The organism is Deinococcus fonticola, from assembly GCF_004634215.1.
In the GTDB taxonomy this organism is placed as follows: Bacteria; Deinococcota; Deinococci; order Deinococcales; family Deinococcaceae; genus Deinococcus; species Deinococcus fonticola.
Genome location: NZ_SMMH01000012.1, coordinates 1 through 16,544, shown reverse-complemented (window position 1 = coordinate 16,544; position 16,544 = coordinate 1). Strand labels below are relative to the sequence as shown.

17 protein-coding genes are annotated in these 16,544 nt (G+C 66.6%); 11 read left to right on the top strand and 6 right to left on the bottom strand.

The annotated features are described in order from the left end of the window. Positions 1 to 161 precede the first annotated feature (161 nt). On the bottom strand, positions 162 to 1,049 hold the full coding sequence (locus E5Z01_RS08680; protein WP_135229002.1) for a hypothetical protein: 888 nt from the start codon (positions 1,047 to 1,049) through the stop codon (positions 162 to 164). Between the two features lie 70 nt (positions 1,050 to 1,119). Between E5Z01_RS08680 and E5Z01_RS08675 the strand changes: the two genes are divergently transcribed. Together E5Z01_RS08675 and E5Z01_RS08670 are read left to right on the top strand one after the other, a co-directional pair. Beyond that, complete coding sequence (locus E5Z01_RS08675; RefSeq protein ID WP_240738250.1) at positions 1,120 to 2,067, top strand: tyrosine-type recombinase/integrase; 948 nt, start codon at positions 1,120 to 1,122, stop codon at positions 2,065 to 2,067. Positions 2,068 to 2,202: 135 nt separating this feature from the next. Beyond that, entirely contained in the window at positions 2,203 to 3,147 is a 945-nt protein-coding gene (locus E5Z01_RS08670; protein ID WP_135229000.1) for a DUF808 domain-containing protein, read from the top strand. Positions 3,148 to 3,205: 58 nt separating this feature from the next. On the opposite strand, the gene E5Z01_RS08665 is transcribed toward E5Z01_RS08670, so the two are convergent. Beyond that, a complete protein-coding gene (locus tag E5Z01_RS08665) occupies positions 3,206 to 3,685 on the bottom strand; it encodes a hypothetical protein (protein ID WP_135228999.1) in 480 nt (159 codons plus the stop codon). A gap of 110 nt (positions 3,686 to 3,795) precedes the next feature. Between E5Z01_RS08665 and E5Z01_RS08660 the strand changes: the two genes are divergently transcribed. The 4 genes from E5Z01_RS08660 (at position 3,796) to E5Z01_RS08645 (ending at position 6,811) form a co-directional block, all read left to right on the top strand. Continuing rightward, positions 3,796 to 4,473 (top strand): response regulator transcription factor, encoded by a 678-nt coding sequence (locus tag E5Z01_RS08660; RefSeq protein ID WP_135228998.1) that lies wholly within the window; start codon positions 3,796 to 3,798, stop codon positions 4,471 to 4,473. 95 nt (positions 4,474 to 4,568) lie between these two features. Next, positions 4,569 to 5,171: a TetR/AcrR family transcriptional regulator gene (locus E5Z01_RS08655; RefSeq protein ID WP_135228997.1), complete on the top strand. Its 603-nt coding sequence runs from the start codon at positions 4,569 to 4,571 to the stop codon at positions 5,169 to 5,171. Continuing rightward, positions 5,168 to 6,292, top strand: coding sequence for an FAD-dependent monooxygenase (locus E5Z01_RS08650; RefSeq protein ID WP_135228996.1), 1,125 nt, complete (start codon positions 5,168 to 5,170; stop codon positions 6,290 to 6,292). Before E5Z01_RS08655 ends, E5Z01_RS08650 begins: the two co-directional genes overlap by 4 nt. Before the next feature lie 93 nt (positions 6,293 to 6,385). Beyond that, positions 6,386 to 6,811 (top strand): DUF3995 domain-containing protein, encoded by a 426-nt coding sequence (locus E5Z01_RS08645; RefSeq protein ID WP_167757836.1) that lies wholly within the window; start codon positions 6,386 to 6,388, stop codon positions 6,809 to 6,811. A 72-nt stretch (positions 6,812 to 6,883) separates the two neighbouring features. On the opposite strand, the gene E5Z01_RS08640 is transcribed toward E5Z01_RS08645, so the two are convergent. Further along, a complete protein-coding gene (locus E5Z01_RS08640; protein ID WP_135228994.1) occupies positions 6,884 to 7,285 on the bottom strand; it encodes an HIT family protein in 402 nt (133 codons plus the stop codon). A 221-nt stretch (positions 7,286 to 7,506) separates the two neighbouring features. Here E5Z01_RS08640 and E5Z01_RS08635 point away from each other — a divergent pair, with 221 nt between their 5' ends. After that, the gene (locus tag E5Z01_RS08635; RefSeq protein WP_135228993.1) at positions 7,507 to 9,096 is read left to right on the top strand and encodes a sensor histidine kinase; all 1,590 of its coding nucleotides are present in this window, start codon (positions 7,507 to 7,509) and stop codon (positions 9,094 to 9,096) included. Here E5Z01_RS08635 and E5Z01_RS08630 read toward each other — a convergent pair. Further along, on the bottom strand, positions 9,086 to 10,015 hold the full coding sequence (locus E5Z01_RS08630; RefSeq protein ID WP_240738249.1) for a BadF/BadG/BcrA/BcrD ATPase family protein: 930 nt from the start codon (positions 10,013 to 10,015) through the stop codon (positions 9,086 to 9,088). The genes E5Z01_RS08635 and E5Z01_RS08630 overlap by 11 nt on opposite strands. Positions 10,016 to 10,057: 42 nt before the next feature. Here E5Z01_RS08630 and E5Z01_RS08625 point away from each other — a divergent pair, with 42 nt between their 5' ends. Genes E5Z01_RS08625 through E5Z01_RS08615 form a run of 3 tightly spaced genes read left to right on the top strand, consistent with a single transcriptional unit; the run spans position 10,058 to position 13,343 of the window. Further along, positions 10,058 to 10,645 (top strand): biliverdin-producing heme oxygenase, encoded by a 588-nt coding sequence (locus tag E5Z01_RS08625; protein WP_240738248.1) that lies wholly within the window; start codon positions 10,058 to 10,060, stop codon positions 10,643 to 10,645. Further along, the gene (locus E5Z01_RS08620; RefSeq protein ID WP_240738247.1) at positions 10,642 to 12,897 is read left to right on the top strand and encodes an ATP-binding protein; all 2,256 of its coding nucleotides are present in this window, start codon (positions 10,642 to 10,644) and stop codon (positions 12,895 to 12,897) included. Before E5Z01_RS08625 ends, E5Z01_RS08620 begins: the two co-directional genes overlap by 4 nt. After that, positions 12,894 to 13,343, top strand: a complete 450-nt coding sequence (locus tag E5Z01_RS08615; RefSeq protein ID WP_135228990.1) for a response regulator — start codon at positions 12,894 to 12,896, stop codon at positions 13,341 to 13,343. The genes E5Z01_RS08620 and E5Z01_RS08615 overlap by 4 nt, the downstream gene beginning before the upstream one ends. A gap of 6 nt (positions 13,344 to 13,349) precedes the next feature. Here E5Z01_RS08615 and E5Z01_RS08610 read toward each other — a convergent pair whose 3' ends face one another. Continuing rightward, the gene (locus E5Z01_RS08610; protein ID WP_135228989.1) at positions 13,350 to 14,408 is read right to left on the bottom strand and encodes a glucose-1-phosphate thymidylyltransferase; all 1,059 of its coding nucleotides are present in this window, start codon (positions 14,406 to 14,408) and stop codon (positions 13,350 to 13,352) included. A 209-nt stretch (positions 14,409 to 14,617) separates the two neighbouring features. Here E5Z01_RS08610 and E5Z01_RS08605 point away from each other — a divergent pair, with 209 nt between their 5' ends. Continuing rightward, positions 14,618 to 15,658, top strand: a complete 1,041-nt coding sequence (locus E5Z01_RS08605; protein WP_240738246.1) for an IS4 family transposase — start codon at positions 14,618 to 14,620, stop codon at positions 15,656 to 15,658. 204 nt (positions 15,659 to 15,862) lie between these two features. Here E5Z01_RS08605 and E5Z01_RS08600 read toward each other — a convergent pair whose 3' ends face one another. Next, the gene (locus E5Z01_RS08600; protein ID WP_135228988.1) at positions 15,863 to 16,348 is read right to left on the bottom strand and encodes a DUF4142 domain-containing protein; all 486 of its coding nucleotides are present in this window, start codon (positions 16,346 to 16,348) and stop codon (positions 15,863 to 15,865) included. Between the last annotated feature and the right edge of the window lie 196 nt (positions 16,349 to 16,544).

Below are 16,544 nucleotides of genomic sequence, written 5' to 3'. Positions count from 1 at the left end.
GTTCCTGCACGTTGGAGTGAGCGGGTGCCACAGGTGCAGTTGGGTAACAGCATTTCGGCCAGCCACAGCAGCCCACGGAAGTAGGCTACAGATAAACATCGCTCTTTAGCATCCACTCCAGCAGCCGCGCCCACCCGTACAGACAGTGACCGTACCGAACCTTAAGGCGTCTGCGGTGGGTTCTCCGGCTCTGTATGGCCTCTGTCTCCTCCCAGCCGTTCGGCCACGCCGCGCGCCAGCTCGGTGGCTTTCGCCAAACTGCGGTCGCCGTCCAGCGCAGCGAACCCGGCCTGCTGCGCGGTGAATGGGTGATCACGCAGGGCCACGCGCCGCAGTTCGCCCGGCGGGGTGTAGGGTACGTTTGCCTGGCGGCAGGCCAGGTGCAGCGCCGAACGCAGGTCACGCTCGTACTTGTAAGGGAAAACCCGCCCGCGCGCAAAGGTACCGCCTGCCTGCGCCTGCAAGGGGTGCAGCGCGTGCAGGGCCGTGTCACTCAGGCGCGTCAGGGCATGCGGACGCAGGGCCGCGCCGGTCGCCGGGTCGAAATCCTCCCACTGAAGTTGCAGCAGCTCGCGCACCCGGAAGGCGTGCTCGTCGATGAGGATCAGCGCCGCGTGCAGCGCCGGATCAGCGCGCGTGTGCAGGTGCAGGCGTTCCAGATCGGCGCGGGGCAGCAGCGGCGTGGTCTTGCGTTCGTTGGGCGGGCGCTTGAGATGCTGCAAGGGGTGTTTGAGCAGCAGTTCCTGATCCACCAGGTACGAGTAGATCTTGGACAGCAGCGACACCCGCAGCCGCATGGTGTTGGGTTTGGCCTCGCGGCCATTGTGGTTGATGCTCGCGGCCCGCAGCAGCCACGGGTGAAAATCGTCTGGCGGGTACAGCAGGTTCACATGCTCCCGCGCGGCCTGCTCGAAGATCAGGCGCAGCAGCGTATACGCCTGGTTGGGCGGCACCGGCAACTGTTCACGGATCAGGGGCAACAGGGCTTCCAGATCAGCTTGCTGCAAAGCCTGCGTCAGCTTGCGGGCCTGATCGTCGGAAAACGTCATGCCCCAGTGTAGCGGGTGGCCCAGTGTAACGATTACTGCGCCCCTCCTGGCGCTGCACTACACTGTCGGCGTGAATGATCTGGTGCCGGTGCAGAGTGCGCTTGGTCTGGCCGGTCTGTCCGATCAGACGCTGCGGGTGCGGGCGGTGGAAGCGGCGGCCACCTACGACGTGGAGGCCCTGACCCTGATCACGCAGGCGTACATGACCACCGCCAGCCGCAAGGGAGCACGAACCAGCCGCAAAACCCTGGACGCCTACGCGCTGGCCGTGCGCGATTTCGTGCCGTGGGCGCAGGCAAGTGGCGTGCAACTGCTGCGTCCGGGGCGGCGCGACGGCGGGCGTTACCTGGCGACCCTGCAGCAGCGCCCCAGCCAGGGCAAAGGCAAAACGGGCCGGCTGTCGGCAGCCACCGTGGCGCAGTACGTGGCCGGGGCGCGCGCCCTGTACCGCGCCCTGCGCTGGGCCGGGGCCACCGAAGCGCAACCCTTCGACGGCGCCTTCGTGCCCGCCGACCCCACCCCTGGCATCGTGAAGAACCCGCCGTACATGCGCGAAATCGACGCGGTGCTGCCCCTCTGCGAGCCGCGCCTGGCGGCCCTGCTGCTGCTGTGCGCCCACGCCGGCCTGCGCGTCAACGAGGCGCTGGGCGTGCGGCAGGGCGACCTGCACGGGCATACCCTGACTGTGCATGGCAAGGGTGGCAAGGTGCGGCGTGTGCCGCTGGGGGCCAGGGTGCGCGCCGCCCTGCACGACGTGCCGCCGGTCACAGCAGACGGGCGCTACTTCGCCTGGGATTACGGCCAGGCGTGCTACCGCATGAAAAAAGCCTTCGCGCAGGCTGGCCTGGTGTGGCGCGGGTTTCACGCCGCCCGCAAGCACTCCGGCACGCGCCTGTACGCCGCCACGCGCGATTTCACGCGGGTGGGTCTGTTCCTGGGGCACGCTTCGGTGGACACCACGCGCCGTTACGTGGCCGTCGCCGAGGACGACGTGTCTGCCGAGGTCGAGGGCTTCTGAGTGCCTCCCTGGGCAGGCGCACGTTAACTTCACCGGAATGCCCTCAGAGCGCAGAATTGCTACTTTAGGGAACGTGACCCGCTTCTTTCCCGAACCTTCCTTTGTCCCGCCTGCTCCCCGCCGCGAGGTCTCGGCATGAGCGGCGGCCTGGTGGCGCTGCTGGACGACGTGGCCCTGATCGCCAAACTGGCCGCCGCGTCGGTGGACGATATCGGCGCCGCCGCCGGCAAGGCCAGCCTGAAGGCGGTGGGCGTGGTGGTGGACGACACCGCCGTGACGCCCCGTTACGTCACCGGCTTCACGCCGGACCGCGAACTGCCCATCATTAAACGCATTGCCATCGGCTCACTGCGCAACAAGATCATCATGATCCTGCCGGTGGCGCTGCTGCTCAGCCAGTTCCTGCCGCAGGCCATCACGCCCATCCTGATGCTGGGCGCCCTGTACCTGTGCTACGAGGGCGCAGAAAAGGTCTATGAGGCGCTCAGCGGTGGGCACCACGAAGAAGGGGAAAGCGCCGCCGCTGCCCAGGGCACCCGTGAGCACGAGCAGCAGATGGTCGCCGGGGCCATCCGCACCGATTTCATCCTGTCCGCCGAGATCATGGCGATCGCCCTGTCTGAAGTAGCCGACCAGAGCCTGGGCCTGCGGGCCGCCAGCCTGATCGCGGTGGCGGTGCTGATCACCGCGCTGGTGTACGGCGTGGTGGCCCTGATCGTGAAAATGGACGATATCGGCCTGCGCCTGGCCCGCAGCGGCTCCGGCCTGGCGGGCTTCGGGCGTGGCCTGGTCAAGGGCATGCCGCTGGTGCTCTCGGCGCTGGCCACCATCGGCACGGCGGCCATGCTGTGGGTGGGCGGCCACATCCTGATCGTGGGCCTGGAGGAACTGGGGATTAAAGGCCCCGCGCACCTGCTGCACGACCTGGAGCACCGCGCCGAAGTGGCCCTGCCGGCCGCCGCCAGCTTCGTGAAATGGCTGGTGGAAACCGTGGTCTCCGGCATTGTCGGCCTGACCGTGGGCGCCATCATCGTGGCGGTCATGCACTTCATCCCTAAGCGGGGCGCCGCCGCGCACTGAAGCCGACCGAATGGAGAAGGAGACGCTCTGCGCGTCTCCTTCAACGTTTTTTCCCGGATCAGGCGGCGCTGGCCCGCACCCGCCCGCGAGCCGGGGCGGGCGGCAGGGGGCTGCGCGGGTCACGGCGTCCACGCCCGATGTCGCGCAGGTGGTAGGCGGCGCGTTTGGTGCAGCACAGTTCGCCGTTCCACCAGAACGTCGCGTCGGCGGCCAGGTGCACCGTCACAGGGTGTTGGCCCTTCACGCGCAGCTGCACGGTGTAGCCCTGTACCTCGCCGGACACCGGGTCGCTGTGCAGCTCGGTGACGCTGCCGAGCGGCTCACCCCACTCGGCTTTGACCAGCAGTTCACCGGCATAGGCCGCCGCCCCATCAGCCCCGGCCGCGCCGGACATCACGAAGGCCCCGGCGCGGCCCAGTTCGTGCAGCAGCATTTGCCGCGGCTGCCCGCCCACCAGCACGCTGACGCGGCGCAGGCGCACGCCACCGAACGACGCTAGGTCGGCGGAAAACACCTTGACCTGAGTTTGTAGGGTCATGCCCGCAGGGTAAAAGTTCAAGCTGTTCCGACCCTGGAGCGAACCTGAGGCCCGGCTGAGGGCACCCCCTGAAGCTGGCCCCTTACACTCCGTCCCCTTACACTGGGAGGGTGCCTGCCCGCATCCTGGTGATCGACGATGACCCCGGCGTCCGCAGTCTGCTGGAACGCGGCCTGAAGTACGAGGGCTTCACGGTGGAGACGGCCCCGGACGGCGAAACGGGCCTCTCGGCGCTGCGGCCCTGCTCGCCCGATCTGGTGATTCTGGACGTGATGCTGCCCGGTATCGATGGCCTGGACGTGCTGCGCTCACTGCGCCAGACCCATCCTTCCCTGCCGGTGCTGATGCTAACCGCCCGTGACGGCCCCGGCGAACAGGTGGCGGGCTTCCGGGGCGGCGCAGACGATTACGTCACCAAGCCCTTCAGTTTCGACGTGCTGGTCGCCCGCGTCCGTGCCCTGCTGCGCCGGCGTGAGCAGGACACGCCCAGCGGCCTGACCTTCAGTGACCTGACGCTTGACCCGGCCAGCCACACCGTGAGCCGCGCCGGGCGCGATATTACCCTCACCGCGCAGGAATTCCGGCTGCTGCACGCCTTCATGGAGCAACCCGAGCGCGTGCAGAGCAAATCCGTACTGCTCGACCGCGCCTGGGGCCTGGATTTCCTGGGCGACCCGAACGTCGTGGAAACCTACGTCAAGCAACTCCGGCAAAAGCTCGAAGAAGCCGGTGAACCACGCCTCATTCACACCATTCGCGGCGTCGGGTACGTGCTTCGCAAAGGGTAAGGAGGGCTCTACCGCAGAGCGCGACTTCCCATTATTTTCCATCGACCTAGAATAAACATGTTTATTTTTAAACACGTTTACTTTACTCTGCTGGTATGGAGCAAACGGAAACTCGGCGGGAGAGACACAAGCAGCAGCGGCTGGAGCGCATCCGCGAGGCGGCCTGGCAGCTGTTCAGCACCCAGGGGTACGACGCCACCACGGTGCGTCAGATCGCCGAGCAGGCGGACGTGTCGCCGGCCACGGTGATCCTGCATGCCGGAGACAAGGCCGAACTGCTGCTGCTGGTCTTTCATGACGCCATTGCCCAGCGCCTCGGCGTTCCAGCCCACGAGGACGGGGCGCCGCTGGACGTGGCCCTGCTCAGGCAGTTGCAGCCCTTTTTGCACTTTTATGGCGAGCATCCCGAACTCTCCAGGGCGTTTTGCCGCGAATTCCTGTACGGCAAGAACCGCTGGCAGGAACAGGAGATTCAGCAGGCACAGCGTTTTATTGCGCACCTTGCCGAGATCATCGATGGCTACCGCCGCCGGGGTGAACTGCGCCGCGACACCGACCCCACGCTGCTGGCCGAACTGGTGTTTGGGCTGTACCAGGGCTTGCTGCAAAGCTGGTTCTGTGGCGCCATCGCGTTCGAATCGCTTGAACCGCGCCTGGCCCAGCAGTTCAGCTGGCAGCTGGAGGTGCACCGCGCATGACCGGAAAGATACTGATCGTCGGGGCGGGGATCGGAGGCCTGACGCTGGCCCAGTGCCTCCGCAAACGGGGCATCGAGTTTGACCTGTTCGAGCAGATGCCGCCCACCCGGCCAGAAGGCGCCGGCCTTTCGCTGACCATCAACGCCACCCGCCTCCTTGATGCCCTGGGGTTCGGGCCAGCCCTGCGCGCACGCGGCCAGGTCTACCACCGCGCCCGCATCAAAAGTGATAGCGGCGCCGTGCTGCAAGACCTCGACCTGAAGGCGCTCAGCCGCTGGGGCGAGGCGCTTGCCATTCACCGCGCCGACCTGCGGCACATCCTGAGCCAGGGCTTACAGCCCCAGTACGGCCGGGAGGTCACGGACGTGCAGGACAGGCGAGAGCACATCGAGGTCACCAGCGGGCAAGGAAAGGCCCTTTACGAGCTGGTGGTCGCGGCCGACGGCCTGCACTCGGGCGTGCGCCGCAGTCAGCCCGGCACCCCTTCGCCCGTCTACAGCGGGTACACCAGCTGGCGCTACACGCAGCCTGACCCGCTGGGCCTGAGCGAACCGGTCGAATACTGGGGCTCAGGACGCCGCCTCGGCCTGGTGCCTATCGGGCAGGGGCAACTCTACGTGTATGCGACCTTCAACAGTCCGGCGCGGGTCAAGTCTCCCGCTTTTCCCTGGCCGCTCTTTGAGGCATTCCCTGAAGAGGTTCGGCGGGTCATGGACAGCATGCCGCCCGAAACCAGGGTCATTCAAACGGATGTCCGGGAACTGAAAACGCATGTGTGGCACAGGCCGCGCCTGGCTTTCCTGGGCGACGCGGCCCACGGCCTGACCCCCAACCTGGGTCAGGGGGCCGGCACCAGCATCGAGGACGCTGTGGTGCTGGCCGAATGCCTGTACCACCAGGGGCTGACACCGCAGGCCCTGGCCTCTTATGCCCAGGTGCGCAGAACGCGGGTGCAGGCCATCGCGCGGCAATCACGTGTGGTGGGCCGGTTTGGACAACTCGAAGCTGCCCCCCTCCTGCGCCTGCGCGACTGGGTCATCGGGCGGACTCCAGAGGCCGCCGCGCAGCACAATGCCCGCCAGATGATGATCCACGACGCCCCTCAACCCCCGCAGTATTGACATGAGACAGACTCCGATCAAATCGTTTGCAAAACGGTTCTTTCCCGATTCGCAAACGAAACAGACGGAATCCGTATGAGACAAGGAATTGAAATGAACCAGACCCGTGAAACCCGTTTACCGCTGCTCACCACCCTGACCGGCGCGACCTTGCTCGGCGTCGCTGGCCTGCACGCCCACTGGGGGCGCGGCGGCGTGTGGCCCGGCCACGACCCGGCCAGCCTGGGGCGCAAGGTGTTTCCCAACCCCCCACGGCACCTTCCCTCGCCGGCGGCCTGTTTCGCCGTGGCCGGCGCGTTGACGTTCACCACAGCGGCCCTCGTGACCGCGCACCGGCCTGGCCCCTGGCAGCCGCTCAGCCAGCGTATCTGCCAGCTGGCGGGCGCCACCCTGCTGGCGCGGGGAGGCCTGGGCTTCACGCTGCCTGCCCTGACCCAGGCCAACCCCGAGTTCCGCAGGCTGAACACAGCGATCTATTCGCCCCTGTGCCTGGCTCTCGGGTCGGCCCTCCTGGCCTAGAGGAACCCTTGCCGTGGGGCGTCGCCCAGGTGAATCTGGGGCCAGCCAGGCCACGGCTTCGGCCGACTGTGGTCAGGATCGGCGCCGATTCCCAGCGTCTTTGAGGTGACTGCGGATTCCCTGTCCGGCCCTCGGTTCGTCCTGAAAGCGCGGCATCACGTGAAAGTGGGCGTGCATCACGTGCTGGCCCCCGACCTCGCCCACATTCCACCCCGCGTTATATCCGTCAGGAGCGAGCGTGGCGTCCAGATGCGCCTTCGCCTGGAGAAGCAACTCCTGTGTGGCGACCCATTCCTGCGGCGTGAGGTCGAACACCGTGGGCCGGTGGGCTTTCGGGATGATGATGCCCGCTCCTTCCAGGGCGCCCGTCTCGCTGGGTTTGATGCTCAGCAGGCACAGTTCATTCTCCAGGACGAAAGCGTCGCGTCGAAGTTCAGCGGTATCGCAGTAGGGGCAGGGGCTATCGTCACGCATCCGAGCTGGAGAATATGGGACGGGCGGCCAGCGTGCTCCCCGACCTGACGGATGGTCGGAAGATGCGGATCTGGGCCGATGAACCAGCACCGACCCCTGGCGGGCAGGGCCGGCGTGTCTGCGCGACCACACATGCCTTTTCCCCGACTTGCTCGGCGGATACCCATCCAACTCGGGCGTAAAGCACGAAAGCCCAGGGGAGGGACAGGTAGAGTAGGCGCATGACCCTGCGCGTGCGCCTGAGCTTGCTGTACGGGCTGCTGTGCGCCCTGGCGCTGCTGACCGTGGGGCTGGTGAGCTACACGGCGTCGGTGCGCGAACAGTACCTGTCGCTCGACCGGCTGCTGGTGGTCAGTGCCCGCATCGTCGAGAACGGCATTCGCACGTATGGACGCTCTTACGCGCTGGAAACCGACACGCTGGGGCCGACCAAGGACGGCATCGTGATGGTAATGCGCAGTTACTCCCCCAAGGGCGAACTGATGTACGTCTCTGCCAGCGATCCCGGGTTGCGCCCGGTTCGCCCGCAGGGCCCGCTGGAGCATCCGGCGGAACCCGCGTACCTGAAGGTGCTGCCTTTCCCATTGCCGCAGGCGAGCGTGCCCACCAGCAAGAATTCCGCCTTCGGCATCATTACCTACGAGGGCCAGCGCTGGCGCAGGTACGTCATTCAGGTCGTCAAGGCGGGCCGCACCGTGGGGTATGTGGAGGGCCTCTCGCCGCTGGGCCGCCTGGACGAGGCTTCACTGAACATGGCCCGCATGCTGGGCAACATCGTGCTGCTCTCGACCCTGGCGGTGCTGCTGATCGGCTGGTGGGTGGCGGGCGCGGCCCTGCGCCCGGTGTCGCGCCTGACCGACGCCGCCCGCGCCATCGCCGACAGCCGCGACCTGGGCCGGCGCGTGCAGACCAGCGGCAACCGCGACGAACTGGGCCGCCTGGCCACCACCTTCAACCGCATGCTGGGCAGCCTGGAAGACGCCTGGAAGTCCCAGCAGCGCTTCGTGGGGGACGCCTCGCACGAACTGCGCGCGCCGCTGACGGTGATGAGCGGCAACCTGGAACTGCTGCGCCGGCACCCGCACCTGGGGGAGGCCGAACGCTGGGAGATGCTGGGCGAGATCGAGCGGGAGACGGGCCGCATGACCCGCCTGGTCGAAGACCTGCTGCTGCTGGCCCGCAGTGACGCTGGCGTGCAGTTGCGCCGCGCGCCCGTCAACGTGAACGAGGTGATTCTGGAGGCCGTGCGCGACGCCCGGAAACTCACCGCCGACCACGCCTTTCACCTCCAGCTGCCGGAAAAGAGCGTGACCGTGCAGGCCGAACGCGACCGCCTGAAGCAACTGTTGCTGATCCTGCTCGACAACGCCGTGAAGTACAGCCCGGCCGGGACACCCATCACGGTGCAACTGGACAGCGTGGCCGGGCCGGGCGCTGAGTCAAGGGGCAGCGGCTCAGGGGGCAGCGCATCAGGGCACAGCGACCCGGGGAACAGGGCGGCGCCGCAGACCACTGTGCATCAGACTGCCGTATCGCAGACCACGGTGCGCGTCACGGATCAGGGCAGCGGCATTCCCGCCGAAGAGATGCCGCACATCTTCGAGCGCTTCTACCGCGCCGATCCGGCCCGGCAACGCGACCTGGGTGGCGCGGGTCTGGGGCTCTCCATCGCCGAGTGGATCGCCAGCCAGATGGACGCCCGGCTGCACGTGGAAAGCACCGGGCCGCAGGGCACCACCTTCGCCCTGAGCTTCGGCACATCCCCGGAGGACGTGGCCCCCGCGCCGGGTCGCCCGGCATTCAAGGCTTAAACAGGTCGCCGGCCCGCGCGGACGCCTCGGCCTCGTGCGCCCTGAACTGAAGCTGAACGCCCGGCAGGGCCTCGCGCAACAGGGCCGCCAGGGGTTGGCTTTGCAGCGCGCCGCCCGTGGCAACGATGGGCCAGTCGGGCAGACCCGCCTGTTGCCGCAGGCGCCCAGCCAGGTCAGCCAGGGCCTGAGCGGCCTGCCGCAGAATGTCCAGCGCCGCCCCATCCCCCTGATTCGCAGCCTCGCTGACCGGCCGGGCCAGCTGTGCCAGCGTGGACGCGCCCGGCGACTCGTACACGAAGGCCCGCACGGTGTCCCAGTCGAGGCCGCCCATGACCGCGTGCAATTCGTGGGCCAGCACGCCCCCCGGCACCCGGCCGACATCCAGCGCGTCGGTCAGCCAGCGCAGCGTCGCGCGGCCTATGCTGCTGCCCCCGCCGTCATCCCCGATGCGGTAGCCGCGTCCGCCGGCCCGCACCACGCGCCCGCCCGCCAGCACCCCGTAAGCGATGCTGCCGGTTCCGGCGTACAGCAGGCCCCCCGATGCGGGCTCCAGGTGGGCGCGGAAGGCCAGGTCGAGGTCATTTTCTACCTGTACCCTCTCTGTAGGAAGACCGAAAGCCTGCGCCAGCACCCCTTGCGCCCAGGCGGCGCGCTCGCTGCCGTGCGCCAGGCCGGGCAGGCCCGCGTGCAGGGCGTCCGGCCGCGTGGGCAGCGCGTCCCGCAGTTCCTGGAGGGCCGCCTGGCCCTGCGGCGTGCCCAGCAGCAGCGTGGTCAGCGGAGCCGCGCGGCCCTGACCTAGCGTGGTGTCGCCGCGCCGCAGGTGCCATTTGGTGCCGCTGCCCCCGGCATCCAGCCCCAGCAAAACCGGCTCCAGCAAAACCGGCTCTCCGGGGTTGACTTCAGGGTTAACTTTACGCACGGTCAACTTGCTGCACACCCTGCATGCTACCTTCTGGACGACTTGAATATCCTGGAACGCCTCAAGCACGGCACGCGGGCCGAGCATCTGGCCCTGGAGGCCAGCCTTCCCCTGCTGCACCCCGACCTGACCCTGGAACAGTACGCCGCCGTGCTGCGGGCCTTCGCCGGCGTGGTGCTGCCGCTGGAACGCCGGCTGGCGGCCCTGCCCTGGCCCGCGGCGCTGGACTACCCGGCCCGCCGCCACACCCCGGCGCTGCAAGCCGACCTGGGTGCCCTGGGCCTGAGCGCGCCCGAGTTCGCGCTGCCGCACACGCTGGCGACCACCCTGCCCGCCGCTTACGGAACGCTGTATGTGCTGGAAGGCTCGACGCTGGGCGGGCAGCTGATCCGCCGTCACCTGAAGCAGCACCTGAAGCTGGACACCGGCAGCGGTGCCGCGTATTTCAGCGGGTACGGCCCCGACACCGGCGCGAAGTGGCGGGTTTTCGGGCAGGTCTTGCTGGAGTGCGCACAATCCGATTCTCCTGTTGAACACCGTGCCAGTACCATGGCCAATGAAATCGTGCAGGAAGCCCGGATGGCCTTCGGCGCCTTCTCGGCGGCTGTGGCAGGATGGGAGGTGTTGTGAAGCCTGACCCGACGCTGCTGCCCCCCACCTACCTGGGCGGCCCGGCCATCGACCGTGACAACTGCGAGCGCGAACCCATCCACATTCCCGGCAGCGTGCAGCCGCACGGCGCCCTGCTGGTGGTGGACGCCCGCAGCGGCCTGATTCTGCAGGTCAGCGACAATGTGCACGGTTACCTGGGGAGCCGCACGGAAGACCTGCTGGGCGCTGACCTGCAGGACGTGCTGGACGGCGCCACGCTGCAGCAGCTGCAGGATGCGCTGCCACCGGGCGTGCCGGACTCGTTGCAGTACCGCCTGACCTGGGCGCCGCCGCGCCGGCCCGGCCTGCTGGCGCTGACCGCTCACCGCGTGTCCAGTGCCGGGCAGGAGCGTTTCATCGTGGAGCTGGAACCCACCACTCCGCAGGACGCCACCGGGCCGCAGGCGCTGCGCAACGCGGTGTTCGCGCTGGAGGCCACCGCCTCCGTTACCGAACTGGCGCAGGTGGCGGTGGAGGCGGTACGCGAAATCACGGGTTTCGACCGCGTGATGCTGTACCGCTTCGAGCCGGACGACAGCGGCCTGGTGATTGCCGAGGCCAGGCGCCCGGACATGCACAGTTTCCTGGATCACCGCTTCCCAGAGTCCGATATTCCGCGCCAGGCCCGCGCCCTGTACGTGCGTCACCTGCTGCGCCTGACCGCCGACGTGAACGCCCCCGCCGCGCCGCTGATCCCGGTGCTCGACCCGCAGACCATCGTGCCTACGCCCCTGGGCGGCGCGGTGCTGCGGGCCACCTCGCCCATTCACCTGCAGTACCTGCGCAACATGGGGGTGGCTTCCAGCCTGTCGGTGTCGGTGGTCGTGGAAGGCCGGCTGTGGGGCCTGATTGCCTGCCACCACCAGACGCCGCTGGTGGTGCCGCCCGAGGCGCGCACCGCGCTGGATTACCTGGGCCGCCTGGTGGGGTTGCAGGTGCGCCTCAAGCACCGCGCCGAGACCGACGCTTTCCGCCAGGGCCTGGGAGAGAGGCACCGCGCCCTGATCGAGGTGGCCGCCCGCACCGCGCATCCGCTCGACACCTTCAGCGCCCCCGAGCTGGATCTGCCAGGCTTCATGCGGGCCGGTGGCGTGATTCTTTCCTTCGAAGGCGGGTGGCGCACGCTGGGCCAGGTGCCCGACGCGGCCTTCATCGAGGCGCTGCTGGCCTGGCTGCCCACCCGTGAAGAGAGCGTGTGGGCCACCGACACTTTGCAGGAGGCCTTCCCCGCCGCGCAGGGCCAGACGCAGGCCAGCGGCGTGCTGGCCATCAGCATCGGGCGCGGCTGGCAGGAGGCCGTGGTGTGGCTGCGGCCCGAGGTGGATCTGGTCATTCCCTGGGGCGGGGCCACGCCCGAGAACGCCAAGGGGGAAATGGGGCCACGCGCGTCTTTCGACACCTACCGCCAGCAGGTTCGGGGCCATAGCCGCCCCTGGCACCCAGGCGAGATCGAGGAGGCGCAGGCCCTGCAACTCAGCCTGACCAGCACCCTGGGCGAGCGCTTGCAGGGCCTGCGTGAACTGAACGCGGCCCTGACCCTTTCGGTGGGCGAGTGGCAGCAGTTCGCGTTCGTGATGTCGCACGACATGCAGGAACCCGTGCGGCGGCTCTCGCAATTTGCCGACCTGATCACGGCGCGTTACGGGGGTACATTGGACGCCAGGGGCGGCGAGATGCTGCGCCACCTAAGGCAGGAAAGCATTCGCCTGCGCACGCTGCTGCGCGACCTGCACAGCTACGTGGAGGTCATGACCGAACCCGTCCTGACCCGCAGCGCCGTCGACCTGAACGCCGCACTGGCCCGCGCCCGCGCAGACACCCCGGAACTGGAGCAGGCCGGAACCGAGGTTCGTGTGCCCGCGCCGCTGCCCACCGTATATGCCAACGAGCGCCGCGTCACCGAACTGCTGAGCCACCTGCTGCGCAACGCCGCCACCCACGGCGGGCCGCAGGTCACCGTGCAGGCGGCCCGGCAGCCTCATGCCTGGCACCTTACCGTGCAGGACAACGGCCCCGGCATTGCCCCCGAATACCACCAGCGCATCTTCAAACTGATGCAGCACCTCGACCGGCCCGGCACGTCACGGGACGAGGCGCTGGGCCAGGGCCTGGGCCTGACGCTCGCGCTGGGGATTGCGCGGGCACACCACGGCACCCTGACGGTCGCGTCAGCCCCCGGCCAGGGCGCGGCCTTCACTTTCGTGTTGCCCGACGAGCGGGGCAGCGTGTGACTGGGGCGCACGTAACTGGGCGGCCACTGCATCTGCTGCTGGCCGACGACTCGCCGGCCGACCTGCTGCTGGTGGAAATGGCGCTGGAGGCCTCTGGCCTGACCTACACTCTGCACGCGGCCCTCGACGGCGCGGACGCCCTGCAAACCCTGCAAGACCAGCTGAATGCCGGCACCCTCCCCGATTACCTGCTGCTCGACCTGAACATGCCGCACCTGGACGGCTTCGAGGTGCTGACCCGCCTGCAAGCGGCCCCGGCCCTGGCCGTGCTGCCCGTCATCGTCCTGAGCACGTCCGGCGCCCGCCACGACCGGCAGCGTGCCCAGACCCTCGGCGCCAAAGCCTTCCTGACCAAGCCCCTGAACTTCGCCGATCTGGTCGGCCTGCTTCAGCAACTTCACGCCCACTGGCAGGGCCAGGCGGAACTGCCCGGCGAGTGGGCGTGAAAGCCCTCAGGCCAGCTCGATGATACTGGCGTCCGACACCGTCAACTTGTGCGTACGCGGCAGGGTGCGCCCGCCCCGCACCTCGGCCCGCACGCCGATCAGGCACTCCTGAAGGCGCGTCTCCAGATTCTCGATGCGTGCCTCGGCTTCGATGACGCTGTGCTCCACTTCCGCGTTGCGAATCACCGTACCCCGGCCGATGCTGGTAAACGAGCCCACGTAGGCGTTCTCGATCAGGACGTCCTCACCAATGTACGCCGGGCCGACAATCTGGCTGTTCACCACCCGCGCTGATGGAGCCAGGAATACCCGCCCGCTCACCCGTGAATTCAGCACCTCGCCCTGCACGTTGGCCTCCAGTTTCTCCAGCAGCAACTGGTTGGCCTCCAGCAGGTCACTGGGGCGGCCCGTGTCCTTCCACCACCCTTGCACCCGCTGCCCGATGACCTCCGCGCCCGAATCGATCAGGCGCTGAATGGCATCGGTAATCTCGTACTCGCCGCGCGCCGAGGGCGGCATGCCGTCCAGTGCCGTGAACACCTCCGGTGTGAAGCAGTACAGGCCCGCCACCGCCAGGTTGCTTCTGGGTTCTTTGGGTTTCTCTACCAGCTGCATGATCCGTTCGCCGTCCAGTTCCGCCACGCCAAACGCCGTGGGGTTGGGCACCTCCACCAGCGCGATGCGCGCGGCGCTGCGCCGTTCCTGAAACGCCTGCACGAACGGGGCTGCGCCGAACTCGAACAGGTTGTCACCCAGGTAAACGCAGAAGTCATCCTGCCCCACCCACTCCCGCGCCGTCATGACCGCGTGTCCCAGGCCCAGTTGTTCGCGCTGCTCGATCAGCGTGACCGGAATGTCCGTTACCTGCCGCAGCGCATGCTGAATTTCCGCCCGCGTGAACTCCGAGACCACGATCCCCACGGCCGAGATGCCCGCCTCGCGTAGGGTGTCGATGGCGTGGCGGATGATCGGTGACCCGGCCACGCGCAGCACCGGTTTGGGACGGGTAAACGTCAACGGACGAAGCCGGGTGCCCAGACCCGCCGCAGGAATAATGGCCTTCACGTTCCGCACTATAAAGGCTGAACACCGTCCCGAGCGTCCTTAAATGGCTTCTGAAGGCCGTCTGCGCTTCAGGCGCGCTGTGAGGACATCGGCAGTTTAACCTGGCGTAACAAGCAGGGTGTTGTCCACCCTCTCAGTACCCGACACTTTTAGCGAGGGCTTGAAAAATCCAGTGCCAGACAGCATAAAAGAGTGCGTCTCCGACTGAATTGAATGCATTCACCCGCTGCCTGGCCCACCATTTTCCGGACTATCACAAGAACCAGGTGGAACTCCTCGCCATGATGGTCTACGTCCTGCTCAGCGCCAAGGACGTCCGACATGCAGCGCTCGCAGAGCGCTGGCCTGGTGACAGGCTGACCACTTCTCTCATTCGTCGCATCGAGCGATTCTTTGATCACCATCCCATTTGCCCTGCTGACCTGGCCCGTGTCGTTCTCACTTTGCTGCCGGATCCCAGACAGCGTGAATTTGTCCTCGACCGAACCAACTGGAAGCTGGGGAAACAGGATGTCAACATCCTGGTTCTGGCCGTCATCTGGCAGGGTGTGGCCGTCCCCATCCTGTTCGAGTTCCTCGACCATCAGGGAAACAGTTCGACCCCCACACGACTCCTGATGATCGATGACATCCTCAATCTTCTGGACTGTCAGGATGTGAAAACCCTCTATGCCGACCGCGAATTTATCGGCGAGGATTGGATCATGGGCCTCGCTGAGCGGGGGATCCCGCTCACGGTTCGCCTCCGGAAAGACACGCGAATCGATGGGCTCCCCGCCATGGATTGGCTGACTGACCTCCATCCACAGGCCAAAGGATTGCTTCTGGATGATGTCGAGGTCTATGGCTTTCCGATGCAGGTCATGATGACATGGACAACAGGGGGCGAGGCGTTGCTGGTGGCCAGCAACGCTCTTCCAGCACACAAAATTCTGAATGGGTATCGGAAAAGATGGAAGGTGGAGTGCCTGTTCCGTGCCCTCAAATCCAAGGGATTCAAGTTCGAACAGACGCACATGACACTTCAGGATCACCTGGAGCGGTTGTTCTGCCTGCTGACGCTGGCTTATGTCTGGTGCCTACTGGTCGGCTTGCAAGAAGAGTGCCGCATCAAAAAACACGGAAGACGAGCCTGCAGCATCATCACCATGGGACTGCGGAAACTGGTACGACTCCTGTCGCGTCGGAATTCGCAACGTGCGGCACAGCTTCGACGCTTGATTGGTTTGCTCATACCGTCTCAGACGTGATTTCTCAAAAGTGTCGGGTACTGAGGTCCACCCTTATCCGGTATGTCCTGAAGGCGTCAACTCTCCCCATCGTTCCGTCTGACCCTCTTTTTGCCATCTCTAAAATCCCCGAATGAACCGTTGTTGTGCAGCCCATCTCCTGAATAGGACGAAAAAATCCCGCCCCAGCATCCTGCCGCTGGGGCGAGACTTAGGCGAGCCGGCTTAGTGCGCGAGGTTGAAGGCGTGATTCCAGTGCATGTGAACTTTCGGCTTGGCAGCCGTGATGACCGCCCGTAGCCCAGGATTGGCAGCCTCAGACTGGCTGTGACGGTTGAACAGATTGTAGGTTTCCCGGTGGCTGTTGATCATTTGCTGGCGGTACAGGCGGTCGAAGTTCCAGCCCGAGGTTTTCAGTGCCTGAAGCATGTCCCACTGCTTGTAAGTGACGGTGACCGGCAATTTCATGCCGGGAGTGGCCCGGATCACCGCCGCCTTGACCTGCGCCCCCAGGGCGGCATGGTCGGCGATCATCTGGCGGGCGTAATTGCGGTTGACCGCCGGACGGGACATTTTCAGGGCCAGCTTGGCGGCCTCAATCCCGTAATTATTCCCCCGTACGGCCTTGGCCAGGAAAGTGGTGTCCGTGGCGCTCAGGGCAGTGGCAGAGGAAGAAGCGGCCAGCAGCGACAGCAGGAGAAATTTTTTCATGCCTTTCACCCTAGTACAGCGTTCTAGAAATTATAATACTTAGCCTATGGGACGCCCAATTCAGTATGGGGTCGTGCTGAGTGCTGAGCAGGAGCAGTACTTGAAGAGCCTCACGTCAAAAGGAAGCGGCAAGGCGCGGGTCATGACCCGCGCCCGCATTCTGTTGCTCTCACACCAGGGAACTGCCGACCTCGAG